This window comes from Streptomyces sp. NPDC001889, from assembly GCF_053594535.1.
This window is the reverse complement of record NZ_JBSFER010000012.1, coordinates 71,785-98,756: the sequence shown is the minus strand read 5'-3', so window position 1 is coordinate 98,756 and position 26,972 is coordinate 71,785. Positions and strand designations below refer to the sequence as shown.

18 protein-coding genes are annotated in these 26,972 nt (G+C 75.0%); 10 read left to right on the top strand and 8 right to left on the bottom strand.

Annotation, left to right across the window (positions count from 1 at the left end):
• Window positions 1–144: 144 nt before the first annotated feature.
• Window positions 145–615, bottom strand: a complete 471-nt coding sequence (locus ACWCRA_RS15620; protein WP_351556352.1) for a pyridoxamine 5'-phosphate oxidase family protein — start codon at window positions 613–615, stop codon at window positions 145–147.
• A gap of 219 nt (window positions 616–834) precedes the next feature.
• Between ACWCRA_RS15620 and ACWCRA_RS15615 the strand changes: the two genes are divergently transcribed.
• Together ACWCRA_RS15615 and ACWCRA_RS15610 are read left to right on the top strand one after the other, a co-directional pair.
• Window positions 835–1,185 carry a DUF6879 family protein gene (locus ACWCRA_RS15615; RefSeq protein WP_351556349.1) on the top strand — a complete coding sequence of 117 codons (351 nt, stop codon included), beginning with the start codon at window positions 835–837 and terminating at the stop codon, window positions 1,183–1,185.
• 61 nt (window positions 1,186–1,246) lie between these two features.
• Window positions 1,247–1,561 (top strand): hypothetical protein, encoded by a 315-nt coding sequence (locus ACWCRA_RS15610; RefSeq protein ID WP_351556346.1) that lies wholly within the window; start codon window positions 1,247–1,249, stop codon window positions 1,559–1,561.
• 9 nt (window positions 1,562–1,570) lie between these two features.
• Here ACWCRA_RS15610 and ACWCRA_RS15605 read toward each other — a convergent pair whose 3' ends face one another.
• The 5 genes from ACWCRA_RS15605 to ACWCRA_RS15585 form a co-directional block, all read right to left on the bottom strand.
• Window positions 1,571–2,134, bottom strand: a complete 564-nt coding sequence (locus ACWCRA_RS15605) for a dihydrofolate reductase family protein (RefSeq protein WP_351556343.1) — start codon at window positions 2,132–2,134, stop codon at window positions 1,571–1,573.
• 118 nt (window positions 2,135–2,252) lie between these two features.
• A complete protein-coding gene (locus ACWCRA_RS15600) occupies window positions 2,253–2,624 on the bottom strand; it encodes a hypothetical protein (protein WP_451067835.1) in 372 nt (123 codons plus the stop codon).
• 7 nt (window positions 2,625–2,631) lie between these two features.
• Window positions 2,632–2,994 carry a hypothetical protein gene (locus ACWCRA_RS15595; RefSeq protein WP_451067834.1) on the bottom strand — a complete coding sequence of 121 codons (363 nt, stop codon included), beginning with the start codon at window positions 2,992–2,994 and terminating at the stop codon, window positions 2,632–2,634.
• A 435-nt stretch (window positions 2,995–3,429) separates the two neighbouring features.
• On the bottom strand, window positions 3,430–3,627 hold the full coding sequence (locus tag ACWCRA_RS15590) for a DUF397 domain-containing protein (protein ID WP_351556334.1): 198 nt from the start codon (window positions 3,625–3,627) through the stop codon (window positions 3,430–3,432).
• 274 nt (window positions 3,628–3,901) lie between these two features.
• Complete coding sequence (locus tag ACWCRA_RS15585) at window positions 3,902–6,154, bottom strand: MMPL family transporter (protein WP_351556328.1); 2,253 nt, start codon at window positions 6,152–6,154, stop codon at window positions 3,902–3,904.
• Window positions 6,155–6,489: 335 nt separating this feature from the next.
• On the opposite strand from ACWCRA_RS15585, the gene ACWCRA_RS15580 reads away from it, so the two are divergent.
• Genes ACWCRA_RS15580 through ACWCRA_RS15565 form a run of 4 tightly spaced genes read left to right on the top strand, consistent with a single transcriptional unit; the run spans window position 6,490 to window position 10,899 of the window.
• Window positions 6,490–7,182: a class I SAM-dependent methyltransferase gene (locus ACWCRA_RS15580; RefSeq protein ID WP_351556434.1), complete on the top strand. Its 693-nt coding sequence runs from the start codon at window positions 6,490–6,492 to the stop codon at window positions 7,180–7,182.
• Window positions 7,179–8,444 (top strand): pyridoxal-phosphate dependent enzyme, encoded by a 1,266-nt coding sequence (locus tag ACWCRA_RS15575; protein WP_451067833.1) that lies wholly within the window; start codon window positions 7,179–7,181, stop codon window positions 8,442–8,444. Before ACWCRA_RS15580 ends, ACWCRA_RS15575 begins: the two co-directional genes overlap by 4 nt.
• A 2-nt stretch (window positions 8,445–8,446) precedes the next feature.
• Entirely contained in the window at window positions 8,447–9,685 is a 1,239-nt protein-coding gene (locus tag ACWCRA_RS15570) for an ATP-grasp domain-containing protein (protein ID WP_351556323.1), read from the top strand.
• Window positions 9,682–10,899 carry an MFS transporter gene (locus tag ACWCRA_RS15565; protein ID WP_451067832.1) on the top strand — a complete coding sequence of 406 codons (1,218 nt, stop codon included), beginning with the start codon at window positions 9,682–9,684 and terminating at the stop codon, window positions 10,897–10,899. Before ACWCRA_RS15570 ends, ACWCRA_RS15565 begins: the two co-directional genes overlap by 4 nt.
• Here ACWCRA_RS15565 and ACWCRA_RS15560 read toward each other — a convergent pair whose 3' ends face one another.
• Both ACWCRA_RS15560 and ACWCRA_RS15555 read right to left on the bottom strand, forming a co-directional pair.
• Window positions 10,900–12,411: an FG-GAP and VCBS repeat-containing protein gene (locus ACWCRA_RS15560; RefSeq protein ID WP_451067831.1), complete on the bottom strand. Its 1,512-nt coding sequence runs from the start codon at window positions 12,409–12,411 to the stop codon at window positions 10,900–10,902. It lies immediately after the preceding gene.
• 212 nt (window positions 12,412–12,623) lie between these two features.
• Complete coding sequence (locus tag ACWCRA_RS15555) at window positions 12,624–15,830, bottom strand: AAA family ATPase (RefSeq protein WP_451067830.1); 3,207 nt, start codon at window positions 15,828–15,830, stop codon at window positions 12,624–12,626.
• Window positions 15,831–16,315: 485 nt separating this feature from the next.
• Between ACWCRA_RS15555 and ACWCRA_RS15550 the strand changes: the two genes are divergently transcribed.
• The 4 genes from ACWCRA_RS15550 to ACWCRA_RS15535 all read left to right on the top strand — a co-directional run bounded on the left by ACWCRA_RS15550 (window position 16,316) and on the right by ACWCRA_RS15535 (window position 26,919).
• A complete protein-coding gene (locus ACWCRA_RS15550; protein WP_451067829.1) occupies window positions 16,316–19,255 on the top strand; it encodes an AAA family ATPase in 2,940 nt (979 codons plus the stop codon).
• A 332-nt stretch (window positions 19,256–19,587) separates the two neighbouring features.
• The gene (locus ACWCRA_RS15545; protein WP_351555696.1) at window positions 19,588–19,830 is read left to right on the top strand and encodes an MbtH family protein; all 243 of its coding nucleotides are present in this window, start codon (window positions 19,588–19,590) and stop codon (window positions 19,828–19,830) included.
• Window positions 19,827–21,914, top strand: a complete 2,088-nt coding sequence (locus ACWCRA_RS15540) for an ABC transporter ATP-binding protein (RefSeq protein WP_451067828.1) — start codon at window positions 19,827–19,829, stop codon at window positions 21,912–21,914. The genes ACWCRA_RS15545 and ACWCRA_RS15540 overlap by 4 nt, the downstream gene beginning before the upstream one ends.
• A gap of 85 nt (window positions 21,915–21,999) precedes the next feature.
• On the top strand, window positions 22,000–26,919 hold the full coding sequence (locus tag ACWCRA_RS15535; protein WP_451067886.1) for an amino acid adenylation domain-containing protein: 4,920 nt from the start codon (window positions 22,000–22,002) through the stop codon (window positions 26,917–26,919).
• The last annotated feature ends 53 nt before the right edge of the window (window positions 26,920–26,972 follow it).

Sequence of the window (26,972 nt, the reverse complement as noted above, 5' to 3'; positions counted from 1 at the left end):
GGGTCCGGCACGAGGGCCCGCGCCCCGGGCCGCTCCCAGCATCGGGGAGCCGCCCCACCGGGCCGCCGCGCCGAACCGCCGCCCGCCGTGTTCCCGCACCCCGCCCACCCGTACGGCGGAACCGCCCGCGCCGGCACCCCCGGCTCAGACCAGCCACTCACCGTCGCGCATCAGGGTCCGCTCCGCGTTCTCGGCGACGGTCCCCCACGCCTGGAGGAGCAGCGGGGTGACGCGGAAGAACACATACGAGGGGTGGTCCCGGCGCGGGTCCCAGCCATCCTTCGCGGCGAAGGCGTCCCCCACCCCGTCCGGAAGCTCCTCACGCGGCACCCTGCGGGCGCTGCCGTGCACCAGGACCACGTCCCGCGTGTGCCCGAAGGAGAGCCGGACCCGCCCCGACGCGCCGAGGTTCCGCCCGGTCGGATGGGTCTCCCGGGTGGCCAGCCACACCCCGCCCCCGTCCCACCAGAACGTCAGCGGCACCAGACAGGGTTCTCCGCCCTCGTCGGCGGTGGCGACCCACACGTCGATGTCCCGCTCCAGCCGCTCCAACGCCTCGCGCTTGCGCTGCCGGGGGGTGCGGGGGGCGGGCTCCGCCGTGGTGTCGGTGGTCATGGGAGGAGGCTAGGGGGCGGGGTGAGCGAGTGCGTCGGGCCGGAGGACCAGGTCCCTGGGCGGAGCGGCCCGTTTCCGGCGACCGGCGGCACGGCGGCCATGGGGTGTACGAGGAGAACGGGCCGGCCGGCTCCCGCGCGGGGCGCTCCCACTCCCGGGTGGGGCGTGGGGGTGCCCTCGGCGAGGGTTCTTCCGGCCGTGCGGCGCCCGGCGCCGGACGTGAGAGCGGGAGACTGGGCCGAGGATGTCCCTGTTGTCATCCGGCGGGCCCGGGTGGTCTCCGAGCCGGTCAGTCAGTACATCGCCTTCGAGCACTCCGGGAGCTTCACCAACGCCGCCGCGGGTGAACAGATCCGCCGGCTTCCCCGGCGGCTCGCGTCGGATCTGGCGCTGCCGGGCAATGACTTCTGGCTCTTCGACGGCCGCCTCGCGCAGTTCAACATCTCCGACGGGGAGGGGAGATGGACGCACACCGATCGGACGGACGACCCCGGCGTGACGGCACTGTGCGCCTCCGCCTTCGAGGCGGTGTGGGAGCGAGGGATTCCGCACGAGGAGTACAGAGTCTGAAGGGACCCCGGCCCTGGGGGAGTCCCGTCCGCTGCCAGACTGGCCCCGAGAGGAGCGGCATATGAAGACCTGCACCAAGTGCGGCCAGACGATGACGCAGACACAGGACGGCTGGTGGATCTGCTATCCGTGCGGCACATCGGAGCCCGCGCTCAACCCGTCCTGTCCCCGGTGCGAGGAGAAGCTCAAGCCCGGCCGGGCCGAGTGGTGGGTGTGCGCGGCCTGCGACTACGAGATCGCCCATGAGGCCCTCTGTCTGCACCTGGTTCTCGTCGCCTCGATAGAGGAGTCCCCGGAGGAGTTCTTCAGCTGGGTGCGCAAGCACCGCGACGAGCTGCGGAGCGAGGAGCCGGTGTGGCAGCGGACGCACCGGTAGGCACCGCGGTCAGGGGCGCTTCGGCTCGAAGTGCAGTCCGGTGATCCCGCAGTCGAACTGCCGGGCCTCGACCAGGCGGAACCGCTGGAGCCCGCCCGTGTCGCCGAACACCGGCAGCCCGGCGCCGATCGCCGTCGGGTTGACGAACAGGTGCAGTTCGTCGAGGAGGCCCCGCGCGATCAGCTCGGGGACCAGGGTCGCCCCTCCGTAGGTGATGATGTCCCCGCCCGGCTGCTCCTTGAGCCGGCGCACCGTCTCGGCGAGGTCCCCGCCGGCCACCGCGGTGTTCTCCCAGGGCGACTCGGTGAGGCTCCGGGAGATCACGACCTTGGGCGTGTTGTTCATCTTGTCGACGGCCTCCCGGGGCTCCCCCTCCGGCCCCGCCGCCCAGGTCGGGATGAACCCCTCGGCCAGCTTCCGCCCCAGCACGATGCAGTCCACCGGCTCCGTGAGCGCGCCGATGTGCGCCGCGATGTCGTCGGTCCACGGGAACGTCAGCCAGTCCATCTCGCCGTTCGGCCCCGCCATGAAGCCGTCGACGGTGGTCTGGAGCTGGAGCTTGAACGTGCGCATGGCGGTGCCCTTCCGGAGTCCTGGGATACGGCGGGTCCCGGGCCTCCGCGGCCCTTCCCCATCCGGAGGAAACGCTAGCGACCATCACTGACAATCGGGGCCCGGCGCGTCCGCCCCGTCAGACGATCTCCCCCGCGCAGGACCCGTGCCCCCGGCAGGAGTAGCAGGTGTACTCCATGCACCCGGTGCACAGCCCGATGTTCTCCAGCCGGTAGGTGTCCCCGCAGCTCTCGCAGACGTCCCGCGCGCGCAGCATGACGTTCCACCCCTCGTCGCCCCCGATGGCGTCGTACGCGGCGGTGACGTACTCCGCCCACGCGATGCCGTGATCGGTCCCGTGCCTGAGGTGCCGGCAGTACACGGCGTGGAACGCCCGCCCGGTGACCAGATGGTCCGGTCCGCGGCCGTCGCCGGTCCACAGCGTCACGAGCCGGCCGATGCGATGCTCGATGGGCTGTCCTCGGTCGAAGACCACGTGGTCGCTCTTCACGGCTGCATTATGCGGCCGGAGGCCCGCCCGTGGACGGTGTTCGGACCTGCTCCCGGCCGCCGATCGTCAGCTCGACCTCGTCCCCCGCCGTGGTGAACTCCCGGATCAGCCAGATGCGTCCGCCGATGGGGGTGCCCGCGCCGGTGGTGTGGGCCGGGACGGCGAGCACCGGGCCCGCCGGACCCCCGGTGCGCAGCTCCGCCTCCGTGAGCACGCCGTCCGAGAAGCGCAGGTCCACCTCGATGGGCCACGGCTCCGCCGCGAAGGCGCGCGGGTCCGGGAGCCCCTGGACACGGCAGCGGGCGCCCGGGAAGAGGTGGGTGTGCCCACAGAGGGCCGGGAAGGTGTCGGGTTCGGTCACGCGCCCCATCCTGCGTCGGGGGCGCGGCCGGAGCGGTGTACGGGTCGGCGTGTCCGCCAGGGGTGGGTTCGGCGATGCCCGTGGTCCTGCCCGGCGGCCCGGTCAGCAGCGGCCCGTGACCGGGGTCCAGGGCCCTGCCGTGGGGCCGGACGCCGGCCCGGCCCCGGTGTCACCTCGGGCGCGACGTCGCTCCCCCGGGGCGCCGGCACGGCTCCGGTGGGCTCCACGCAGGCAGCCCCTCACGCCCCACCGGGTGGACATCCATGGCCGGACCGGGAGGATCTGGGTCGTCTCTTTCGGATCGTGCCGGGCTCGCGAGCCCCGGCACCGCGCCCCGCCGCGCTGTCGTCGGTCGCCGGCGCTCCGCGTGGGCTCCCTCCTCCGCCTCGCGATCCACGGCACCGGACCCCGCTCACCGGTCCGGCCCGATCCGAAAGAAGCTCCCTAGTCGAGGAAGTGGTCGAACTCGCCCGCCTTGACGCCTTGGATGAAGGCGGCGAGCTTGGCCCGGTCGGTGGTGATGACGGTGCCGGGGGTGTCGCTCTCGCGGAGGAGGATGCTGCCCTCGTGGCGGGCGATCTCGACGCAGTTCTCTCCTCCGCCGCCGGAGGAGGACTTCTGCCACCGTATGGGTGCGCTCATGGCTCTGGGCCTCTCGGAGGTCTCGTGCGATGTGGTGGGTGAGCTGGGGCGCGACTCGCCGGACGCGAGCGAGGCGCGCGGGGTGTTCTCCCGCGACATACTGCACTTCTTCCGCTCCGTGGCCGCCCGCCGCCCGCCGCCGCCGCCCGCCGGACAGCCGGTGATCCGAGGGACGCTCGGCGCCGGACCGATCATCTCCCGCCGCTGGTACGGCTCATCAGCGGGACATCCTCCGATCCGCCGCCCGGGCACGCGGCAGGCCCGGGCGGGATGGTCACCGGGTCCGGGGCGGTTCCTCCGGGTGGCCCTCCGCCTCCAGGTGGGGCATCACCCGGTCCAGCCGGCGCGGGGTCCACCAGGCGCGCCGGCCCAGCAGGGTCATCACCGCGGGGACCAGCAGCAGGCGGACCACGGTCGCGTCGATCAGGACGCTGGCCGCCAGACCGAGGCCCAGCATCTTCACCACGATGTTGTCGCTGAGCACGAACGCCGCGAAGACGCTCACCATGATGAGCGCCGCACAGGTGATGACCCGGGCGGTGATCTCCAGGGCGTGCGCCACGCTCGCCTTCGGGTCGCCGGTGCGCAGCCAGGCCTCGTGGATGCGGGAGAGCAGGAAGATCTCGTAGTCCATGCTGAGGCCGAAGACGATGGCGAACATCATCATCGGCACATAGCTCTCGATGGGCACCTCCCCGTTCACCCCCAGCGCCGGGCCGCCCCACCCCCACTGGAAGACGGCGACCACCACCCCGTACGAGGCCGCGATCGAGAGCACATTGAGGACGGCGGCCTTCACGGCCACGAGCAGTCCCCGGAAGACGGTGAGGATCACCAGGAAGGCGAGCCCGACCACGACGGCGATCATCACGGGCAGCCGCTGGGAGACGATGTCGAGGAAGTCGACCTGGGCGGCGGTCGTGCCGGTGACATAGGCGCGGGCCGCCGTGCCGGAGACGGCGGCCGGGAGGGAGTCGTCGATCAGATGGTTGACCAGGGCGGTGGTGCGCTCGTCCTGGGGGGAGGCGACGGAGTAGGCCGTGCCGAGGAGCAGATCGCCGCCGGGGGTGGGGTTCAGCGGGGTGATGACGGCCGCGTTCGGGACGTCCCCGAGCGCCTGCCGCGCCTGGGACGCCAGTGCCGCGCGGTCCTGTTGCGGTACGGCGGTCTGGTCCACGACCAGCGTCAGCGGGCCGTTGGACCCGGGGCCGAACGCCGTCGACATCAGATCGAAGGCGCGCCGGTCGGTGAAGGACCGGGGATCGGCGCCGTCGTCGATGTGCCCGAGCTGGATGAAGAAGACGGGGAACGCGAGGACGGCGAGGACGGCGACCCCGCTGATCAGATACCGCCACGGCCGGCGCTCCACCCGCAGCGCGTACCGGTGCCAGCCGCCGTGCGCCGCCCGCTCCGGGTCCGTGTCGGCCTCGGCGACCGGGGCGCGCACCCGCAGCCGGTCGATGTGCCGGCCGATCAGCCCGAGCAGCGCCGGCACGAGGGTGAGCGCGCCGGCCACCGCCGTGACCACGGTGACGGCGGCGGCCAGGCCCAGCTTCCCGATGAAGCCGATCCCGGAGACCCAGAGCCCCGACAGCGCGATGATCACCGTGCAGCCGGAGAGCAGCACCGCGTGCCCGCTGGTCGCGTTGGCCTTCCCGGCCGCGGTGGCGGGGTCCTCGCCGTTCATCAGGTTCTGGCGGTGCCGGGTGACCAGGAAGAGGGCGTAGTCGATGCCGACGCCGAGGCCGATCATCGTGGCGAGCGTCGGGGAGACGGTGGCGAAGGTGAACGCGGCGGCGAGCAGCCCCAGCAGCGCCAGCCCGCAGATCACGCAGATCAGCGCGGTGAGCAGGGGCAGCACGGCGGCCACCACACTGCCGAATCCGATGAGCAGGACGACGATCGCGACCGCGAACCCGATGATCTCGCTGGTGCGGTCGTCCGCCGACGGGCGGGCGAGTTCGCCGAGCGCGCCGCCGTACTCGACCTCGACGCCCGAGTCCCGCAGCGGGGTGACGGCCGAGTCCACCCCGTGGAGGTACTCCTCGCCGAGTTCGGACGGCGGCCGGGCGAAGTGGACGGTGATGTACGCGGTCCTCCCGTCGGCGGAGAGCGGGCCGACGGCCGGGGCGCTGGTCACCGTCAGCGGGTTCTGCGCGGACAGCACATAGGGGAGATGCTCGATGGCGTCGGTGGCGCCCGCGATCCCGGAGCCGGCGTCGGTGAGCGGCCGGTCGGGGTCGTGCAGCACGATCTGGGAGCTGTAGCCGTCGACGGACGGGTCGTGCTCCCTGACCGTGTCGAGTCCGCGCTGCGACTGGGTCCCGGGGAGGGAGAAGTCGTCGGAGTACTCACCGGCGTGGGTGTGGTGCAGCACCTGGAGCCCGGCCAGCGCGGCGAGCCAGAGCATGATGACGACGACCGCGTGCCGGGCGCACCACTCCCCGATCCGCCGCAGGGTGCCCCTGGGCACGGGCGGCGCGGCGCCGGGGGACGGCGTGGGGCCGGGGGACGGCGGCACCGGCATACGGACTCCCGACCAGGCTGGCGCTCATTTCCCGCGCTCCGAAAAGGGACACTGCGGACATTCTGCATTGCTGTCGGCGTTCGGCGAGGGGGCACGCCCACAACACGGGGGAACTCCATGCCGTGACCACGCGACTACTTCGGGAAGGGTCGGTGCACGACACAGGCGAAGAGCCGGACGGACACGAAGAGGAGGCCGATGTGACGAGCGGTGCGCGGAACGGCGATGGCGGCGGAGGCGGCAGTGCCGGCGGGGGCGGCGGCAGTGTCGGTCCGGGCGGCGGCGAGCAGCCGTGGTACGCCGACGACGGGCTCTGGGTCGACTTCGCGCCCGTCATGTTCTCCGGGGACCGCGCCGACACCGTGGCGGCCCTCGTCCGCGACTCCCGGCTCCTCGGCTTCCCGCCGGGCTCCCGCGTGCTCGACCTCTGCTGCGGGCCCGGCCTGTTCCTCGTGCCGCTCGCGGAGCGCGGCCACCGCGTCACCGGCGTGGACCTCAGCCCCGCCATGCTGGAGCGCGCCCGGGAGACCTGCGAGAAGGCCGGGGCCGCCGTCGAACTCGTCCGGGCCGACATGCTCGAATACACCGCGCCCGGCGCCTACGACGTGATCCTCAATGTCTTCACCTCCTTCGGGTACTTCGCCGACGCCGCCGACAACCTCCAGGTGCTGCGGAACGCCCGGCGCAGCCTCGCCCCCGGCGGACAGCTGCTCGTCGACGTCATGGGCAAGGAGGTGATCGCCGGCTGGATCGGCCGCCCCCAGGCCGTCGACCTGCCGGACGGCTCGTACATCGTCCAGCGCGACACCATCCTCGACAGCTGGCGCCGGCTGCGCACCGACTGGACCCATGTGCGCGGCGACACCGCCCGCACGGCCTCCATCCACTCCTTCCTCTACAGCGCCGCCGAACTCCACGATCTCTTCCTGGAGGCCGGGTTCACCGGGGTGGAGTGTTTCGGCGACTTCGACGGCGGCCCCTACGACCAGCACGCGCGCCGGCTCGTCGTCCGAGGGCGGGCGTCATGAACACACTCCGTCCCGGCCCCGAGGAGACCCGTTCCGCCATGACCGCCGCCGTCCCCATCCACGACCACATCACGGACGCCCTCAAGGACCCGGCCTTCGTCCGGCTCTCCGGCTCCGTCGTCCTCGCCCGGTTCGAGACCATGAAGGTGTACGCGGCCCTGGGGGCCGTGCGCACCCTGCTGGAGAGCGGACGGGTCGTCCCCGGACAGACCCTCGTCGACAGCTCCAGCGGGATCTACGCCCTCGCGCTCGCCATGGCCTGCCACCGCTACGGGCTGCGCTGCCACATCGTCGCCTCCACCACCGTCGACGCCACCATGCGCGCCCAGCTCGAAGTCCTCGGCGCGACCGTCGACCAGATGCCGCCCTCGCAGAGCCTCCTCCTCGACCAGGAGCGCCGGGTGCGGCATGTCCGCGCCCTGCTGGAGGCCCGGCCCGACTTCCACTGGATGCGGCAGTACCACGACGGCGTGCACTACGCCGGCTACCGCGAGTTCGCCGACCTCGCCGCCGCCGCCCTGCCGCCCGGCCCGCTGACCGTCGTCGGCGCCGTCGGCACCGGCTCCTCCACCGGGGGGCTCACCGAGGCCCTGCGCGGTACGGGGCGCAGGGTGCGGCTGGTGGGGGTGCAGCCCTTCGGGAGCGTCACCTTCGGCAGCGAGGGGTTCAACGACCCGGAGGCCATCATCGCCGGGATCGGCAGCTCCATCCCCTTCGGGAACGTCCGCCACGAGCTGTACGACACCCTGCACTGGCTGGACTTCCGGCACGCCATGGCCGGCGCGGTGGAACTGCTGCGCCGCCACGCCGTCTTCGCCGGGCTCTCCACGGGCGCCGCCCATCTGGTCGCCCGCTGGGAGGCCGGGAACGAGTCGGGGCGGGGCGGCGGAAGGACCGCCGGGAGCGCGGCCGGGCGGAGTGCCGGGCAGGACGCCGGGACCGGAACCACCTATCTGGTGCTCGGCGCCGACACCGGACACCGCTACACGGAGCGGGTCTTCGCCCGGCACGCGGAGGCCCAGGACCCGGGCGGGCTGCGGCCGGAGCGGATCGGCTCGCTGGGGGAGCTGCGCCCGCCGTGGGCGGTGATGGAGTGGGCCGGGAGGGCCGCGCCGCCCGGCGCGCGGGTGGAGGAGCCCGGCGGCCGGGCGGGGAGCCCCGGCGTCCGGGTGCAGGCCGTGGTGGGGGCGCCCGGCCGGCCGTCCGGCGGCACCGGCAGCGCCGTGCCCGCCGGGCACGGCCGCGCCGATGGGAGCCTGTGATCATGACCATCGCCTCGCTGGAATCGCTCTCCTTCGGGCTCGCCAGGACCGCCGGGGCGGCAGCCGCCGCCGGGCACCGGCTCGCCCTGCTCACCGGCGACCGCGCCGTCTACCGGCACGAGCTGGCCGCGCTCCCCGCCGGCGCCGCCCTCGATGTCGTCGATGTCGACACCATGGACACGGCCGCCGTGCGGCGCGCCCTCGACGGGCTCCCCGGCCTCGCCGGACTGATCAACACCACCGACACCTGGTCCGTCCCGGGCGCCGAACTCGCCGCCGCGTACGGCCTGCCCGGGCCCGCCCCCGAGGACGTGCGGCGGCTGCGGGACAAGGCCGCCGTGCGCCGGGCCCTGCACCGCGCCGGGGTCAGCGGGCACACCGCCGTCCCCGTCGACGCCTCCCGGCCGGACGCCGCCGCCCGGGTCCGCGAGGCCGTCGGGCTGCCCGCCGTGCTGAAGGACTCGGCCGGGACCTCCTCCCGGGGCGTGTGGATCGTCCACGACGAGCCCGCCCTGCGCGCCGCGCTCGCCGAGGCCGCCGAACTCCCCCTCAAGGGCCACCTGTTCGCGGAGCCGTTCCTCGCCGGGCCCCTCTACAGCGCGGAGACCCTGAGCTGGGCGGGCGAGACCCGGCTCCTCGGCGTCTCCAGCCGCCAGACCTCCCGTACCCCCGCCGTGCGCGAGGAGGGCGCGGCCTTCCCCGTCGCGCTGCCGCCCGCCGACCACGAGCGGATCGCCCGCTGGGTGGCGCGGGTCCTCGCGGCGGCCGGGCACGATCAGGGCTTCGCCCACGTCGAGTTCGTGCTCACCGCCGGCGGACCCGAACTGGTCGAGATCAACCGCAGGATCGGCGGCGCGCTCGTCGGCGAGGCGCTCTGCCGGTCCCTGGGGACCAATGTGTACGAGGCGCTGATCGAGACGGCCCTCGGCCGCCGCCCCGCCCTCCTGGACGCCCCGGACGGCGGCACCGCGGGACCGGCCGTCGCCTTCGTCCTCGTCTACCCCGACCGGCCCGGGGTGCTGGAGGAGTGGCGGGGGCTCGGCTCCCTCGGCGGCTTCCCCGGCGGGCCCGAGTGGTATCCGGTGCGCGCCCCCGGCGACTCCGTGACCGAACTCGGCGACCAGCGAGGCTGCACCGGCATGGTCCTCGCGCACGCCGCCACCGCCGAACTCGCCCAGCACCGCGCGTGGAGCGCGGCCACCTCCGTGACTCCGGTGATGAAGACGGCCGACGGTCCATGACCCGGCTCTCCTGGCCCCAACTCCTGCTGCTGGGAGCCTCGTTCCTCATCACCCTCGGCAGCTTCGCCGTGCTCCCCTTCATGTCCGTGCTGCTGCACCAGCGGTGGGGGCTCGGGCTGGGCGTCGTCGGCGCGGTGCTCGCCGTGGCCTCGCTGGTCCAGTTCAGCGGCGGGGTCGTCGGCGCGGCCGTGGCCCGGCGGATCGGGCTGCGCGCCACGATGCTCGTGGCGCTGGCGATCCGTACCGCCGGGTTCTGCTGCTTCGTCCCGGGGCTCCAGCGGCCCTGGCTCGCGGTGGTGGCGCTCTTCCTGGTCTCGGCCGGGGCCGCGCTCTACCTCCCCGCCAACAAGGCGTATCTGGTGGCCGGGTGCGCACCGGAGCAGCGGCCCCGGCTGCTGGCGGCGAGCGGCTCGGCCTTCAACGCCGGGATGGCGCTGGGGCCGCCCGCCGCCGCGCCCTTCGTGCTGACCTCGCCCGCCCTGCTGTTCACCGTCGTCGCGGCGGTGTTCGCGGTGGTGGGGCTCGCCCACGCGGTGCTGCCGCACGCGGAGGACAAGCCGGCGGAGCCGGTGCCGTCCGCGGCCCCGGAGCCCCCGCGCCCGACGGCCGGGGTCCGGCTGCCGCCGTTCGCTTACACCCTGCTCTCCGTCTATGTCTTCATGTTCTTCCAGCACTACATCGCGCTCTTCGCCGTGCCGCGCACCTCCGCCGCCTACTACGGCGCGCTCCTCATGGCGTACTCGCTGCTGCTCGTCACCGCGCAGCCGCTGCTCGCCGACCGGATCGCCGGGCTCGGCTACGGGCGGACCCTCTGGCTCGGGTTCGGTGCGATGGCCGCCGGGATGACGGCCGTCGCCACCGGCGGCCCCCTCGGGATCGCGGTGGGCGCGCTCACGCTGGGGCTCGCGGAGACCGTGCTCTTCCTCCGGAACGATCTGGAGGCTTTGGCCCGCTCCCGGGCCCCCGCCGCGACCGTCTTCGGCCGTCAGCGCCTCGCGGCCGGCCTCGGCGCCTTCGCCGCGGCCCTTCTCGGCGGGCCGTTGTACGGCGCGGCGGAGGGCGGCGGCGGGGCAGGCGGGTTCTGGCTCGTGGTCGCCGCGCAGAGCGCGGTGCTGCCGCTGCTGCTGTGGGGGGCGGTGGTGTGGCGCGCGCGCCGGTGCGGGCGGCGGCGGGCGGCCGTGCCGGGCCGCCCGCTCGCCCAGCGGCAGGGGTGATCAGGAGGTGTACTTCTCGCCGAAGAAGCCCTTGGCGGCGGTGGTGCCGAGGGCTCCGGGGCCGTAGACGAAGGAGCCGGCGGGGGTGAGGCCGGAGGCGGTGGCGGGGAGCCACCAGACCGAGCCGGCCCCGTTGTTCTCGTTGACGGCGCTCGCGGCGAGGTCCTTGCGGACGGCCGTACTCCCGCCGGTCCCGCCGTTTCCGCCGGTCCCGCCGTTTCCGTCGTTTCCGTCGATGAGTTTGACCACGGAGCCGAAGCCGTCGCCCGCCTCGGCGGTGCCGGGGACGCCGGGGGTGTTCTGGGTGACGGTCTTCGCGCCGGTGCCGGTGGGGCCGGTCGCGGAGCCGGGCAGGGTGACCACCGCCCCCGCGTGCGCGACGGTGCCGAGGCCCTCGCCCGGGACCCCGACCGCGATGTCCTCGTAGCCGTCCCCGTCGATGTCGCCGACGGAGACGTCCGCGCCGAACATGTCGTCCGTCTCGGCGGTGCCGGGGACGCCGGGGCTGTCCTGGAAGAGGGTCCGCTTCCGGGAGACGTCCGGTCCGGTCGCCGAGCCGGGGATGGTGACGACCACGCCGCCGTGGGCCGCCGGCTGGTGGTTGGTCATCCAGTGCGCGTAGCCGATGACGACATCCTCGTAGCCGTCCTTGTCCGTGTCCCCGACGTCGATCGAGTCGCCGTGCTGGTTTCCGAGGGCGTTGCGCCGGATCGGGCCGAGGCCGGTGGGCGAGCCCATCCACTGGAGCGGGGTGAAGGCGTACTCGCCCTCCGCGCCGGGGTCCCGGTCCAGTCCGACGATGTCGGTGGCGCCGTCGCCGTTGAGATCGCCGGTCACCAGCTCCACCAGCTCCTCCACGTTCCAGTCCTCGCCGTCGACCTGTGCCGTGCGGGCGGGGGTGCCGTCCCGCAGCAGGGGTCCGTGGCGCACCGTGAGACCGGCGCCCACGCCGGCCGACACCAGATCCTGGTGGCCGTCGCCGTCGAAGTCCCCGGTCACCAGGGCTCTGGTGGTGAAGCCCTTCAGGGAGGTGGCCGGGGTGGTGCCGCGCCCGAGGCCCGCGGGGCTGCCCCAGATCACCGAGAGTCCGCCGGCGGCGTCCGGGTCGCCGGGCGGGCCCTGGCCCTCGGCGCTGACGGCCAGGTCCGCGTAGCCGTCCCGGTCGAGGTCGGCGGCGGCGAGGGACGTTCCGAAGCGGTGGTCCGCCCCCGGTGCGCCCGGCACTCCGCCGGTGCCCTGCTGGAGGATCTGCTTGCTCGAAACCCGGGGGCCGCTGGCGGAGCCGTAGAGGACGGAGACGTAGCCGGCTCCGGCCCTGCCGTCGACGGTTGCCCGGGGTGCGGCGACGACGAGGTCCTGGTGGCCGTCGCCGTTGAAGTCGTCGTGCGGTGAGGTCGCGGGCTTCGGGGCTTTCGGGGTGGGGTCGGCGGAGGCGGCCGGGGCGGTGAGGGAGCCGGTCACCGCGATGGCGGCGAGGAGGGCCAGGGCACGGGGGGCACTGCGGGGGTTCATCGGGGGACCTCGGGGATCGTTCGGGCGGACGGGACAGTCTCGGAGATCACGCGGCGGGCCGAAGGGTTGTGGTCCGTTTCCGGTGATGGGCCTGGGGCCCGGGGCCTGGGGCCCGGGGCCTGGGGCCCGGGGCGGCCCGAGATCCCCGCGTGATCGCCGGTCGCCCGGCGACAGGGGTGAGCAGGGGGTGCACGTGCTGCCGCCCGCTCGGGCTAGACCGGGGAGATCCGCAGCCGGGGCCGCAGCTCGGCCCGGCGGTTCACCCGGAGCTTGCGGTAGACCCGGGTCAGGTGCTGCTCCACCGTGCCGACCGTGACGAGCAGGGTCTCGGCGATCTGGCGGTTGGTGTGGCCGTGGGCGGCGAGCGCGGCCACCCTCCGCTCGGCCTCGGTCAGTTCGCCGGACCGGTCCCGGCGCTGTTCCTGGATGCCCGGTAACCGGGGGGTGCTGCCGTCGGTGGTGTCGGTGCTGGTGCTGGTGCTGGTGGTGTCGGTGGGTGCGGTCCTCGGGGTGCCCAGGCCGTAGCGCCGGGCGAGGCGGTGGGCGGCGCGGGCCGAGGCGAAGGCGTCGTCGTGGGAGCCCAGGGCGTGCTGGGCGTGGCTCAGTTCGGAGAGCGTCAGCATCAGTTCGTACCGGTCGCCGCAGGTTTCGAGGACGGCGGCCGACTCCCTCAGCAGCGCGGGCCGGTCCGGCCGGGCGGCCGTCAGCGCCTGGACGCGCAGGGAGAGACCCCGGGTCCGGGAGGGGCCGGGGCGCAGCAGGGCGAGCTGCTCGCCGATCAGGGTGGCGGCGCGGGGGCGCTCGCCGAGCGCGAGGAGGGCTTCGGCCGCGTCGCCGCGCCAGGGGACGAGGCCGGGGGCGGTGAACCCCCACCCCTCCATCGCCTCCCCGCAGGCGAGGAAGTCGCGCAGGGCGTCGCGGGGGCGGCCGGAGGCGAGCCGCAGCCTGCCCCGGGCCTGGAGATAGTGGACGCCGCAGGGGGTGTCGAAGCCGGCGCGGGGAACCGGGTGGGAGAGGTGGTGGGCGGCCTCGTCGTACCGGCCCGTCGCGGTGGCGGCGAGTACGGCCGCCGAGAGCGGGAGGCCGATGGCGGCGCCCCAGCTCGCCGGGGAGATCCGGGCGAGGGCGGCGCGGGCGTGCGCGCCGGCGGCGGCCGGGTCGCCCAGCCGGAGGGCGGTCACGGCGCGGATGGCGGTGAGGAGGGCGTGGCCGACGGCGTCGTCGCGGGTCGCGGCCTCCGCGAGGAGGGGGTCGCACCAGCGGGCGGCCTCGGCGGGGTGGTCGTCGTAGACGAGGGCGGCGAGGGCGGCGAGGACGTGGGGGTGGGTGGAATCGCCGGGGCGGGTCTGGTGGAGGACTTGGCGGGCGTGGGTGAGGGTGTGGTTGCCCGGGGTGCCGGTGAGGGCCCCGGAGAGCGCGTCCACGGCACCCAGCCACCCGGGGGTCCGCCGGGTGCGGGGTTCTGTGGTGCGGGGTTCTGTGGTGCGGGGTTCTGTGGTGCGGGGTCCGTCCTCGATCTCCCCCAGAGCTGCCTCTGGGAGGTGCCCCCAGGCGGGCTGGGCATTTCCAGCCTCGCCGGCGTTTGAGGCGCGGGGGTTCGGGGGCTGGTCCCCGACCGTGGCCCGCACTGTGCGGGGTCCCGTGGTGCGGGGTCCGTCCTCAATCGCCGGACGGGCTGGGTTGGCTCGGGGTTCGTTCTCAAGTGGCGGACCGGCTGGGGTGTTCGGGTTTGCCGGGGGGTGGGTGCCCGGCTCTCCGGTGGGCTGGGCAGCCTTGGCCTCTGCGGTGATCCGGGCATGCCCGGCGGCTTCCGGGACTTGAGCAGGCCCAGCCGTTTCGAGGGGCTGGGCATATTCAGCCTCGCCGGCGTTTGAGGCGCGGGGGTTCGGGGGCTGGTCCCCGACCGTGGCCCGCACTGTGCGGGGTCCCGTGGTGCGGGGGGGCGGTGGGGGAGGGGCTTGCTCAGGGGGTGGAGGGGGGAGCAGTTCGGGGTAGGCGCAGGCTGCCAGGAGGGTGGCCGCGTGCCAGGGCGGAGGGGCCGGGAGGGCGAGGAGGCGGGAGGCCTCCCGGGTGCGGCCGAACCACAGCAGGGCGCCGAGGAGCCCCGCGGCACCCCGCCCGTCCAGCCCCCCCTCGCGCGCCGCACCGCACAACTCCGGCAGCAGCGGCAGCACCGTCACCGGATCGGTGCGCCACCGCGCCCGCGCGAGCGCCCCCACCACCCGCACCCGCTCCGGCCCCTCGGGGCAGATCCCGTGCGCCGTGCCCAGACACACCAGCGCCAGCTGCCGCTCCCCCTCGGCCCAGGCCCGCCCCGCCGCCTCCTGGAGCACGGCGACCGCCCAGGGCGCCCCCTGCCCCGGGTCCGCCGTCCCGGCTCTGGAGGCCGCGATCAGGTGCTCCGCGACGCTCAGTGCGGCGTGGCCGTGGTCGTGGAGCAGCCGGGCGGTGCGGGTGTGGAGCGCGGCCCGCCCCCGCGCGGGCATGGCGTCGAGCAGGGCGGTGCGCAGCACCGGGTGGCGGAAGCGCCCGGCGTCCAGGAGCCCCGCCGCGTCCATGGTGGCGACGAGATGCGCCACCCGCGCCGTGTCCCGGCCGAGCAGCCGCCCCACCAGCCCCGCCGGGGCCGCGTCGGGCAGGACCGCCAGCGCCCCGGCGACCTCGTGGAGCCCCGGCTCCCCCCGGTGCAGACACTCCGTCCACGCCTGGGTGAAAGCGGGCCCCACGGTCGGGCCGAGCCGTCGGTGATCGGCCAGCAGGGCCCGTACCAGCAGGGGATTCCCCCCGGTGAGGCTGTGGCAGGCGGCGGCGAGACGGAGCCCCTTCGCGGCGCCGAGCCGTTCGGTGAGCAGCTGGGTCTGCCCGGCGCGCGACAGCGGGCCGAGACCGATCCGGACGCAGTGCGGCCGGCTCCGCAACTCGGCGTGCAGCAGCGGATCGTCGGGCCAGCCCCCGTCGCGCTCGGTGAGGACCAGCAGAATCCGGGCGGACCGTAATCGGTGGGCGAGGTGGAGCAGACAGCGCAGGGACGCGGGGTCCGCGTGGTGCGTGTCGTCGACGCCGATGACCAGCGGGGTGCGCGCGGACCCGGCGAGCAGCGCGGCGGAGAACCCGCGCAGGGTGTCGGGGGACGGCTCCCCGGCCCGCGCGGGCGCGAGCGGCCGTCCGGTGTGTCCGGGGAGCGCGCGCAGCAGGGCGTGCGCGACGCTCAGCGGGGTGCGGCGCTCCGCCGCGACCGCCGTGACGCGGAGGAGGAGCGCCCCGGACGCCTCGGCGTCCGCCGAGAGGGAGCGCAGCAGCGCGGTCTTGCCGGAGGCCACCGCTCCGCTGATGAGCGCAACGCCCCCCTGCCCGCCCAGACTTCCGGTGAGGAGCCCGCGCAGCGTCGCCAGCTCCCGTTCCCGCTCGATCAGTTGCATAGACGTATCCCCAACGGATGACGTATTTCCTCTGGTCACGACGTCGACTGGACTTACCGTGACGGCGGTGGAGCCGTGCGTGAGGAGTAGACCATGGGCGCCGTCACAGGAAGGTCACCGCGCCATCCGGGTTCGGTGGGGACCCGGCGTGGCCCCAGTGGGCTGTTCTGGCTGGTGATGCGCTGTGAGGCAGATGTGGAACGGCTGTGGAGGGGCTGTGCGGTGCGCGGTACGGGTGGTCCGCGCGGGCCCTCCGCACCGGCGCGCGCGCCTGTCGCGCGCCCCTCGGGCCGCTCGCCGAGGCTCTGTTCATGCTCGAAACAGGCCACAAACAGACGTTTGTCCTGACGGCCCGTCGGTGCGAGAGTCAGCAGGAGCGGCTCCCTGTCCGGCCCCGCGCCGGCCGTGGCGCCGTCTGCCCGGCGGCTCGGCGGCTCGGCGGGCACGCGCAGGCAGGAGGGCGGCTGCTTGGGGGGGCGGGGGACATGCCTGGCATGAGCGTGGTGGAGCGGACCGAGCAACTCCGGATACTGGAGGAGGCACTCGCCGACGAGCGGCCCCCGGGCCGGGTGGTGCTGGTCGAGGGGGCCGCCGCCACCGGCAAGACCACTCTGCTCGACGCCTTCGGGGCCCGTGTCACCGCGTCCGGCGGGGTCTTCCTCACCGCCTCGGCCTCCCGGGTGGAGCGCGATCTTCCACTCGGCGCGGTCGGCCAGCTCTTCCAGGCACCGGCCCTGACGGCCCGCCGGATCGCGCGGGCCGACCGGCTGCTGCGGGAGGGCGCGCGCGCCGCCGGCACCCACGGCGGCCCGGGTGCCGAACCGGCCACCGCGCACACCACCGTGACCCCGGCCGGAACCGAACCGGGCGCGGCCCTCCAGGTCCCCGCCCGCGTCCTCGGCGCCCTCGGCGAGATCCTGCTCACCGCGGCGGGCGGCGCCCCCCTGGTCATCGGGGTGGACGACATCCACCACGCGGACGCGTCCTCGCTGCATCTGCTGCTCCACCTGGTGCGGCGGCCGGGCGGCGCGCGGGTGCTGCTGGTGCTGACCCAGGCAGTGCGCGCCTCCCGGCCGCACCCCCTGGTCCACGCCGAACTGCTCCGCAGGCCCGGCGCCCGGCGGCTGCGCGTCGGACCGCTGACGGAACAGGGCACGGCCGCCCTGCTGGCCGGGCACTTCGCGCCCCCGGCCGTGGAGCGGCTGGCCGCCGAGTGCCACACGGCCAGCGGAGGCAACCCCCTCCTCGCGCACGCGCTGATCGAGGACACCCTCGGCGCCGGGCCCGCGCCCCGCGCCGTGCCCGTCTTCGGCGAATCCTTCCGGCAGGCCGTCCTCACCTGTCTCTTCCACTCGGAGTCCACCGCGCTCGCGCAGGCCATGGCGGTCCTCGGGGAGGATGTGTCCGACGCGGCGCTGGGCGAACTGGCGCAGTACGACGCCGAGTCGGTGGGCCCGGCCCGGGAGGCGCTGCGGGCCACCGGACTGCTCGGCCCCGGGGGGTTCCGCCACCCGGCCGTCCCGGCCGCCGTCCTCGGCGGGATGCGGCCCGAGGCCCGTACCGCGCTGTACGTCCGGGTGGCGCAGGTGCTGCACGGCCTGGGCGCGCCCGCGCCCGCCGTGGCGCACCGGCTGCTCGCCGCCGACCGGGCGGACGCGCCCTGGGCGGTCGCCGCGCTCCGGGACGCGGCCCGGCAGGCGCGGTCGGGCGGGGACCGGCAGCGGGCGATCCCGCTGCTCCGGCTCGCCCTCCAGGAGTGCGCGGACGAGGAGCAGCGGCCCGCCGTCCTGCTCGACCTCACCGAAGCGGAGTGGCAGCTCGATCCGGCGGTCGCCGCGCGCCGCCTCCCCGAACTGGTGCTCGCCGTACGGGACGGAGCGCTGCCGGCGGCCCGCGCCGCCCTGCCGGTCTCCTGGCTGCTCTGGCTCGGCCGCGTCGACGAGGCGCTCGGTCTGATGGACCGTCCGGCGGGGCGCCCCGGCCCCCCGGCTCCCCTGTGGTGGCTCCCCTTCGGCTACCCGGGCCTCGACCGCGCCCCGGCGGCCCCCGCCGCCTCCGCCCCGTGCGGGGGCTCTCCCTCCGTCCCGTGCGAGGGCGCCCCCGCCGCCCCCTTCCCGTCCGCGCCGCCGCGCTCCCACGAGACCGCCGCCCTGCTGACGTCCTTCCGCGCCCAGGCCCGCGCCGAACCGCCCGGTGCCGAGCCTGCCCGCGCCGAACCGCCCGGTGCCGAACCGGCCGGCCCCGGCCCCGCTCCCGGCCCCGCCGCCGACCCCGGGCAGGACACCCTCGTACGCGCCGAGCGCATTCTGCGGCACCCCGGCCGGGCGCCCGGCTCCATGGCGGCGCTCGCCGCCGTCGCCGCCCTGGTCCACTCCGACGAGCCCGATCGCGCGGAGAGCGCCTGCGAGCGGCTCGGCCCCGCCGCCGCACAGGGCCCCCCGCTGGGCAACGCCCTCTTCCTCGCGCTCCGTGCCGCCGTCCATCTGCGGCGCGGGGAGCTGGAGAGCGCCGAGAAGGCCACCCACGAGGCGCTCACCCTGATTCCGTCCCAGGGGTGGGGTGTCGCCCTCGGCTTTCCGGTCTCCGTGCTGCTCTCCGCGCTCATCGCGCGGGGGCGGCACGACGAGGCGGAACAGTGCCTCGACATTCCGGTTCCGGACGCGATGTTCCACACTCCGGTCTGTCTCCCCTATCTCCAGGCCCGGGGAAACTATTATTTGATGATAGACCGACCGCAGGCCGCACTCGCGGAATTCCAGGCATGCGGCGAACTGATGATCCGCTGGGGATTCGACACCCCCGCATTCGTTCCCTGGCGCAGTGATCTCGCCCGCGCCCATATCGCGCTGGGCGAGCGGGAAGCCGCCGGGCGGCTCGTGTCGGAACAGCTGAAACGCATCCGCCCGGGCCAGTTCAGAACCCGGGGAATATCGCTGCGGGTGCTCGCCGCCGCCTGCGACGCGCCCGCCCGCGCCAAGGCGCTGGGAACGGCGGTGCGGCTGCTGGAGCGGGCGGGCGACCGGCTGGAGCTGGCCCGCGCCCTCGCGGACCTCGGCGACGTCTGCCGCGCCCGGGGCCAGGAGGGCCCGGCCCGGGCCATGGAACAGCGGGCCCGGCAGCTCGCGGCGGAGTGCGGTGTCGAGCCCGCCGAGGAGGCGCGGCCCCTGCTGCTCCCCGCCGAACTGCCCGAACCGCCCGAGCGGGACGGCGGCGAGGGGCCGCTCGCCGGGCTGAGCGTCTCCGAGCGGCGCGTCGCCGGCCTCGCGGCCAGCGGCTACACCAACCGCCAGATCGCCCAGCACCTGCACATCACGATGAGCACGGTGGAACAGCACCTCACCCGCGTCTACCGCAAGCTCCGGGTGCACCGGCGGACCGACCTCCCCGTCCATCTGATGCTCCCGCTCGAAGGCCACCCCGCCTGACGCGGGTTCTCCCGCCGGCCGTCACCCCATTCCGCCCGGGAGTACCCGCCGGGCGCGTCGTCCAACTGCGGAAGAACACCATTTGGACGCGGCATGGGGACGCGGCCCGAATTACCAATGATCAACTCCGCACTCGGACAGCGCGGGCGACTCTTGTCCGCGCGCCGCGCGCCGTGTGACTCTGGGGCCTCGGCAGGGGGGAGCGGGAAAGCGCTCCGCCGTCCCCGAATGCGCCATCCCGGAATGCGCCGTCCCGGAGTGATTGATATCCCGCACGGTCATGCCTTCGCTCAGCACAATCCGGTTCCCCAGGAACAAGGAAAGGATTTGTTGTGGCCAACCCCTTTGACGACGCGGACGGTACCTTTCTGGCGCTCGTCAACGACGAGGGCCAGTTCTCCCTCTGGCCCGCGTTCGCGGACATACCCGGGGGCTGGGCGGTCGCCCACGGCCCCGGCGCCCGCACCGCCTGCCTGGACTTCATCGAGCGGGTCTGGACGGACATGCGCCCGCTGAGCCTGGTCACCGCCATGGGCGGCGCGCCCGCCACCACCGCGCGGGTTCCCGTCTCATGATCGGTGGACCGGGCCCCCTCATCCAGGTGCGGGGCGGATTCGGCCCCGAGTCCCCGGACCGGCAGCAGATCACCCCGGGCACCCTGCGGCGCGTTCTGCCCTATCTCCGGCCCTACCGGGGCACCGTCGCCGCGCTGCTGGTCATCACCGCGCTGGACGCGCTGATGATCGTCACCACCCCGCTGCTGTTCAAGGTCCTCATCGATGACGGCATCCTTCCCCGGGACACCTCCGTGGTGGTCCGGGTCGCCCTCACCGTCGGCGCGCTCGCGGTGCTCCAGGCGGGTGCCGGGCTCCTGGAGAGCCGGCTCTCCGGCCGGATCGGCGAGGGGCTCGTCTACGACCTGCGCACCGCCGTCTTCGACCATGTGCAGCGCCAGCCGCTCGCCTTCTTCACCCGCGCCCGGACGGGTTCCCTGGTCAGCCGGCTCAACACCGACGTGGTCGCCGCCCAGCAGGCGATGACCTCGCTGCTGTCGATGGTGATGTCCAGCACCCTGGTGCTGCTGCTGGTGCTCGGCACGATCTTCTATCTCTCCTGGGCGGTCGGAGTCCTCGCCGTGGTGGTGCTGCCCTTCTTCATCCTTCCCGGGCGGGTCGTCGGCCGCAGACTCCAGCGGCTGCTGCGGGAGTCCATGCAGGTGGACGCCGAGATGGGCACCATGCTCAACGAGCGGTTCAATGTCGCGGGCGCCCTGCTGACCAAGCTCTACGGCCGGCCCGCCGACGAGACCCGGCTCTTCTCGGACCGCGCGGCCCGGGTCCGCGACCTCGGGATCGTCACCGGGGTCCACTCCCGGCTGCTGCTGCTCTCGGTGACCCTGCTCGCCTCGCTCGCCACGGCCGTCACCTATGGGATCGGCGGCTCGCTGGTCATCGACGGCGCCTTCCAGATCGGCACCCTGGTCGCCCTCGCCACCCTGCTCACCCGGCTGTTCGGCCCGATCAACCAGCTCTCCAACGCCCAGGCGCAGGTCATGACGGCGCTCGTCAGCTTCGACCGGCTCTTCGAGGTGCTGGACCTCAAGCCGCTGATCACCGAACGGCCCGGGGCCCGCGCCCTGCCCGCGCCGGCCGCCACCGCGCCGGAGGTCGCGTTCGAGGACGTACGGTTCCGCTACCCGGCGGCCTCCGAGGTCTCCCTCGCCTCGCTGGAGGCGCTCGCGGCCCCCGCGCCCGAACGGCCCGACGACTCCTGGACCCTCGACGGCATCAGCTTCCGCGCCCCGGCCGGGAAGCTCACCGCGCTGGTCGGCCCGTCGGGCGCCGGCAAGACCACCCTCACCCATCTGGTGCCCCGGCTCTACGACCCCCAGCGGGGCACCGTGCGGATCGGCGGCCACGACGTCCGCGATCTCACGCTGGAGTCGCTCCGCGAGACCGTCGGCATGGTCACCCAGGACGCGCACCTCTTCCACGAGACGCTCCGCGCCAACCTGGAGTACGCCCGTCCCGGCGCGAGCGAGCGCGAGCTGATCGAGGCCTGCGACGCCGCCCGGATCTGGCGGCTGATCAGCTCGCTCCCCGACGGGCTCGACACCGTCGTCGGCGATCGCGGCTACCGCTTCTCCGGCGGCGAGAAGCAGCGCATCGCCATCGCGCGGCTGCTGCTCAAGGCCCCGTCGGTGGTGGTCCTGGACGAGGCCACCGCCCATCTCGACTCCGAGTCCGAGGCGGCGGTGCAGCGGGCGCTGCGGACCGCGCTGGCCGGCCGCACCTCGCTGGTGATCGCCCACCGGCTCGCCACCGTCCGCGACGCCGACCAGATCCTGGTGGTCGACGGCGGACGGATCGTGGAGCGCGGTGTCCACGACGAACTGCTCGCGCTGGACGGGGTGTACGCGGAGCTGTACCGGACCCAGCTCACCCGGGGGCCCGGCGCCCCCGGCCCCGTACCCACCGGACCGCACGGCGCCGGCGGACCGCACGGGGGTCCGCACGGGGGTCCGAACGGCGGGCCGGGAGGGGGCCCGCACGGAGGGCCGCTCGGCCCGCCCCCCGGCGGCGGAGGCCGACCCCATCTGCTCCCGCCGCCCGGCGGGGGCGGCGGAAGGCCGCATCTGCTGCCCCCGCCGCCCCGCTGATGCCCACGACAACCGCCCCCTCGGTGGCCCCCCGCTCCGACGCCCTCGCGTCATGCCCGGTGAGAAGGAGAAGACGTTGACCCAGATGCAGGTCGAGGACGTGTGGCCGCTCGCGCCACTCCAGGAAGGACTGCTCTTCCACGCCGCCTACGACGAGGACGCGCCCCGCGACGTCTATGTCGGACAGCGCGTGCTCACCCTCGAAGGACGGGTGGAGCCCGAGCGGCTGCGGGCCGCGTGGCAGGCGCTGCTCGACCGGCACGCCAGCCTGCGGGCCGGTTTCCAGACCCGGGGCTCCGGCGACGCGGTCCAGGTGATCGCCAAGCGGGCCCCGCTGCCCTGGCGGATGGTGGACCTCGCCGGACTGGACGAGGAGGCGGCCCGGGAGGCCGAGGCCCGCGCCGCCGACGCGGACCGGGCGCGGTTCGACCTCGCCGTACCGCCGCTGCTGCGGGTGCTGCTGGTCAGACTCGGCCCGGAGCGCCACCGGCTGGTCGTGACGATCCACCACATCCTCATGGACGGCTGGTCGCTGCCGATCCTCTTCGGGGAGATGTGGGAGGTGTACGGGGCCGGGGGCGACGCCGGGGTGCTGCCGCCGGTGACTCCGTACCGCACCTATCTGGAGTGGCTGGTCCGCCAGGACAAGGACGTCGCCCGCGCCGCGTGGCGGGAGCTGCTCGCGGACGCCCCCGAACCGACGCTGGTCGGCCCCGCCGACCGGGGCGGCCCGCCCGTGATGCTCCAGCATGTCGTCTCCCGGGCCGGATACGGCCTCGCCGAGTCGCTGCGCGGGGTGGCGCAGAGCCACGGGGTGACCCTCAACACCGTCGTGCAGAGTGCCTGGGCCGTGCTGATCGGCCTGCTCTCCGGGCGCGGCGATGTGGTGTTCGGCGCCACCGTGTCCGGCCGGCCGGCCGATCTGCCGGGCGTGGAGCGGATGCTCGGGCTCTTCATCAACACCGTGCCGGTACGGGTCGGTCTGGACCCGGCGCTGCCGTTCAGCGCGGTCCTGGAGCGGCTCCAGGGCCAGCACTCGGCGATGCTGGAGCACCAGCACCTCGGTCTCACCGAGATCCAGCGGGTGGCGGGCCCCGGGGCGACCTTCGACGCGCTGGTCGTCTACCAGAACTATCCGCGCGGGCCGGTCCAGCAGCCGCGCACGGGGCCGCGCGGCCAGACGGGCGAACCCGGTCCGGGCGGCGCGCCGGGCCCCCGGCGCGACGGCCCCCCGCCCGGGCCGCCCCAGGGCCCTCCGCCGGGACCGCCCCAGGGCCGTCCCCCCGGGCCGCCCCCGGGCACGGAAGGGCCGCACGGGGCCCGGCCGCCCGGCGCCGCGGGCCCGCTGCACGGCGGCCCCCCGCCCGGCGCCCGCGGCGGCACTCCCGACGCGGCCCCCGCCGACGGCCAGATCCGGATCACCGGAGCGGGCGGCGAGGAGGCCGCCCACTACCCCCTCACCCTGGTCGTCACCCCGGCCGACGCGATGGAACTCCGCCTGGACTACCGCCCCGACGTCTTCGACGAGGGCACCGTCCAGTCCCTGATGGCCCGGCTGGTCCGGCTGCTGACCCAGATAGCCGACGACCCGTCCACCCTCGTCGGCCGGGCCGAACTCCTCGACGAGCAGGAGCGCCACCGGGTCCTGGAGGGCTGGAACGACACCGCCCGCCCGCTGCCCGGCGGCTGCGTCGCCACCGCCTTCGAGCGCCGGGCCGCCGCGGCCCCGGACGCGCCCGCCGTGACCGACGGCGCCGAGACCCTGACGTACGCGCAGCTCAACGCACGCGCCAACCGGCTCGCGCACCGGCTGATCGCCGCCGGGGTCGGCCCGGAGAGCCGGGTCGGCGTGGTGCTGGAGCGTTCCGCCGCGCTGGTCACCGCGCTGCTCGCGGTGGTCAAGGCGGGGGGCGCCTATGTGCCGCTGCACGGCCGCTCCGCCGAAGCGGAGGTCTCCCTCGTCCTGCTCGACCGGGGGACCGCCGGCCGGCTCGGCGGCGAGAACCCGTTCAGCGCCGCCCTCTTCCCGGTGGCCTTCGAGACCCTGGCGGAGGGCCCGGGCGCGGAGAACCCGGGCGTACCGCTGACCGCCGACCATCTGGCGTACGTCCTCTACACCTCCGGCTCCACCGGCGAACCCAAGGGCGTCGGCGCCACCCACGGCAATGTGCTGAGCTTCTGCCTGGACGGGAGCTGGCGCGACGAGACCGTGGAGCGCGTCCTCGTCCAGGCCAACCACGCCTTCGACGCGTCGACCTACGAACTGTGGGTGCCGCTGCTGCGGGGCGGGGAGCTGGTCGTCGTACCGCCGGGGGAGGTCGACGCCGTGGCGCGCGGGCGGCTCATCGCGGACCGGCGGGTCACCAACGTCCATGCGACGGCCGGGCTCTTCGGGGTGCTCGCCGAGCAGCACCCGGAGATCTTCACCGGGGTGCGCGAGGTGTCCACCGGTGGTGACGTGGTCTCCGCGAACGCCATCCGCGTCCTGCTGGAGACCCACCCCGGCCTGGTGGTCCGCTCCACCTACGGGCCCACCGAGACCACCGCGTTCACCACCCAGATCGCCTTCACCGCCGGCCGCGAGGTGCCCGATCTGGTGCCCATCGGCCACCCCATGGACAACTCCTCGGCCTATGTCCTGGACGACGCCTTCCGCCCGGTGCCGCCGGGGGTGACGGGCGAGCTGTACATCGCCGGGTCCGGGGTGGCGCGCGGCTATGTCGGACAGGCGGCGCTCACCGCCGAGCGCTTTGTGGCCTGCCCCTTCCCGGCGCCCGCGGGCGGCGGTCCGGCGGGCCCGGCCGGGCGGCGGATGTACCGCACCGGGGACCTGGCGCGGTGGAGCCCGGACGGGGAACTCCTCTTCGCCGGGCGCGCCGACGGGCAGGTGAAGATACGCGGCTACCGCGTCGAGCCCGGCGAGATCGAGGCGGTGCTCGCCGCGCACCCCGCCGTCCGGCAGGCCGTGGTGATCGCCCGCGAGGACCAGCCGGGGGTCAAACGGCTGGTGGCGTATGTCGTCCCGGAGGACGCGGGGACGGTCGACCAGGAGGCGCTGCGCGCGCATGTCGCCGACCGGCTCCCCGACTACATGGTCCCGGTCGCGGTGATCGCCCTGGACGGGCTGCCGGTGACGGTCAACGGCAAGCTGCACCGGGAGGCGCTGCCCGCGCCGGACTTCGCCGGGCGGGTCACCGGACGGGCCGCCGCGACCCCGGTGGAGGAGCTGCTCTGCGGGCTCTTCGCGGAGGTGCTCAACCTGGAGAAGGTGGGCGCCGAGGACTCCTTCTTCGGCCTCGGCGGCGACTCGATCATGTCGATGCTGGTGGTGTCGCGGGCCCGCAGGGCCGGAGTGGTGATCACCCCGCGCCAGGTGTTCGAGCTGAAGACCCCGGCGGAGCTGGCGCGGGTCGCCGGGACCGTGGAGAACGGGGAGGGCGCGGACGCCGTCGACGACGTGGCGACCGGCGATGTGCCGCTGACGCCGGTGATGCGGGAGCTGGCCGGGCAGTCCGGTTCGGTGGCCCGCTCCGGTACGCAGTCGATGCTGCTGGCGGTTCCGGCGGAGCTGGAGGAGGCGCGGCTCACGGCGGCCCTGGCGGCCGTGCTGGACCACCACGATCTGCTCCGTGCCGAGCTGGTCGCCGCCGACGAGCCCGGCGGAGCGGAGCGGCTGCTGGTCCCGGAGGCGGGCGAGCGCGCGCCGGCGGCGGATCTGGTGCGCCGGGTGGACGCGGCGGGGCTGACCGACGAGGAGCTGTCCGCCCTGGTCAACGCGGAGGCCCGGGAGACCGCCCGGCGGATCGACCCGTACGCGGGGCAGATGGTGCGGGCCGTCTGGTTCGACCTCGGGCCGGGGGTGCCGGGCCGTCTTCTGGTGGCCGCGCACCACATCGTCGTGGACGGGGTGTCCTGGCGGATTCTCGTGCCCGATCTGGCGCTGGCGTACCGCACGCTGGAGACGGGCGCGGAGGTCGCGCTCGAACCGGTGGGGACCTCCTTCCGCCGCTGGGCGGGGGAGCTGGCCGAGCAGGCCCGGAGCCAGCAGCGGGTGAGCGAGCTGCCGCGGTGGACGGAGATGCTCGCCGGGTCCGAACTGATCCTGGGCGAACGGCCGCTCGACCCGGCCGAGGACAAGCTGGCGCACGGCTTCGACCGGGTGCCGCTGACCCTGCCGGCCGAGGTGACCACCGCGCTGCTCACCAGCGTCCCCGCGGCCTTCCACGCCGGGGTCGACGATGTGCTGCTCGCGGCGCTGGTCGCCGCCGTCGGGGAGTGGCGGCGCTCCCGGGGCGAGGGGTTCGACGGGGGGATGCTGGTCGCGCTGGAGGGGCACGGCCGGGAGCCGCTGACCGGGGAGATGGATCTGACCCGCACGGTCGGCTGGTTCACCGGGGTCCACCCGGTCCGGCTCGACCCCGGGGTGCTGGACTTCGCCGAGGTCCGCTCCGGCGGCGCGGCGGCGGGCCGGCTGGTCAAGCGCGTCAAGGAGCAGTTGCGGTCCGTCCCCGGCGACGGACTGGGGTACGGGATGCTCCGCCATCTCAACCCGGCGACGGCCCCCACCCTGGCGGCCCTGCCCACCCCGCAGGTCGCGTTCAACTACATGGGCCGTTTCGCCTCGGCCGCCGACGGCGACACCCGGGGCGTCCGCCCCGACTGGCGCCCGGCGGGCGAGCGGGCGATGGGCGGCACCATCGACCCGGAGATGGCCGCCCGCCACCCGCTGGAGGCCGGGGGCTCGGTCCGTGACCTCCCGGGCGGCCCGGAGCTGACAGTCCTTCTGGAGAGCCCGGTGGGTCTGCTGGGCACCCCGCTCCTCGAAGAGCTGCTGGGAGCCTGGGCGGCGATGCTCCGGGGTCTGGTCGCCCATGTCACCGAGGGCGCGAGCGGCGGCCACACGCCGTCCGACTTCTCGCTGATCTCCCTGGCCCAGGACGACATCGAGGAGTTCGAGGCGACCTTCGCCGTCCGCGCCTCCGGGGAGGCGGCCACGAGGTCCTGACCACCCGGCCACCCGGCCACCCGGCCATCCGGCCATCCGGCCACCGGCACCAC

What these genes read in the sequence shown, in the direction of transcription:
- ACWCRA_RS15595 (WP_451067834.1), bottom strand. Translation starts at nt 2,994, where the DNA reads ATGGGGCGCGTGACCGAACCCGACACCTTCCCGGCCCTCTGTGGGCAC.
- ACWCRA_RS15535 (WP_451067886.1), top strand. Translation starts at nt 22,000, where the DNA reads ATGCAGGTCGAGGACGTGTGGCCGCTCGCGCCACTCCAGGAAGGACTG.
- ACWCRA_RS15585 (WP_351556328.1), bottom strand. Translation starts at nt 6,154, where the DNA reads ATGCCGGTGCCGCCGTCCCCCGGCCCCACGCCGTCCCCCGGCGCCGCG.
- ACWCRA_RS15580 (WP_351556434.1), top strand. Translation starts at nt 6,490, where the DNA reads ATGTTCTCCGGGGACCGCGCCGACACCGTGGCGGCCCTCGTCCGCGAC.
- ACWCRA_RS15610 (WP_351556346.1), top strand. Translation starts at nt 1,247, where the DNA reads ATGAAGACCTGCACCAAGTGCGGCCAGACGATGACGCAGACACAGGAC.
- ACWCRA_RS15605 (WP_351556343.1), bottom strand. Translation starts at nt 2,134, where the DNA reads ATGCGCACGTTCAAGCTCCAGCTCCAGACCACCGTCGACGGCTTCATG.
- ACWCRA_RS15575 (WP_451067833.1), top strand. Translation starts at nt 7,179, where the DNA reads ATGAACACACTCCGTCCCGGCCCCGAGGAGACCCGTTCCGCCATGACC.
- ACWCRA_RS15590 (WP_351556334.1), bottom strand. Translation starts at nt 3,627, where the DNA reads ATGAGCGCACCCATACGGTGGCAGAAGTCCTCCTCCGGCGGCGGAGGA.
- ACWCRA_RS15565 (WP_451067832.1), top strand. Translation starts at nt 9,682, where the DNA reads ATGACCCGGCTCTCCTGGCCCCAACTCCTGCTGCTGGGAGCCTCGTTC.
- ACWCRA_RS15540 (WP_451067828.1), top strand. Translation starts at nt 19,827, where the DNA reads ATGATCGGTGGACCGGGCCCCCTCATCCAGGTGCGGGGCGGATTCGGC.
- ACWCRA_RS15560 (WP_451067831.1), bottom strand. Translation starts at nt 12,411, where the DNA reads ATGAACCCCCGCAGTGCCCCCCGTGCCCTGGCCCTCCTCGCCGCCATC.
- ACWCRA_RS15570 (WP_351556323.1), top strand. Translation starts at nt 8,447, where the DNA reads ATGACCATCGCCTCGCTGGAATCGCTCTCCTTCGGGCTCGCCAGGACC.
- ACWCRA_RS15555 (WP_451067830.1), bottom strand. Translation starts at nt 15,830, where the DNA reads ATGCAACTGATCGAGCGGGAACGGGAGCTGGCGACGCTGCGCGGGCTC.
- ACWCRA_RS15620 (WP_351556352.1), bottom strand. Translation starts at nt 615, where the DNA reads ATGACCACCGACACCACGGCGGAGCCCGCCCCCCGCACCCCCCGGCAG.
- ACWCRA_RS15550 (WP_451067829.1), top strand. Translation starts at nt 16,316, where the DNA reads ATGCCTGGCATGAGCGTGGTGGAGCGGACCGAGCAACTCCGGATACTG.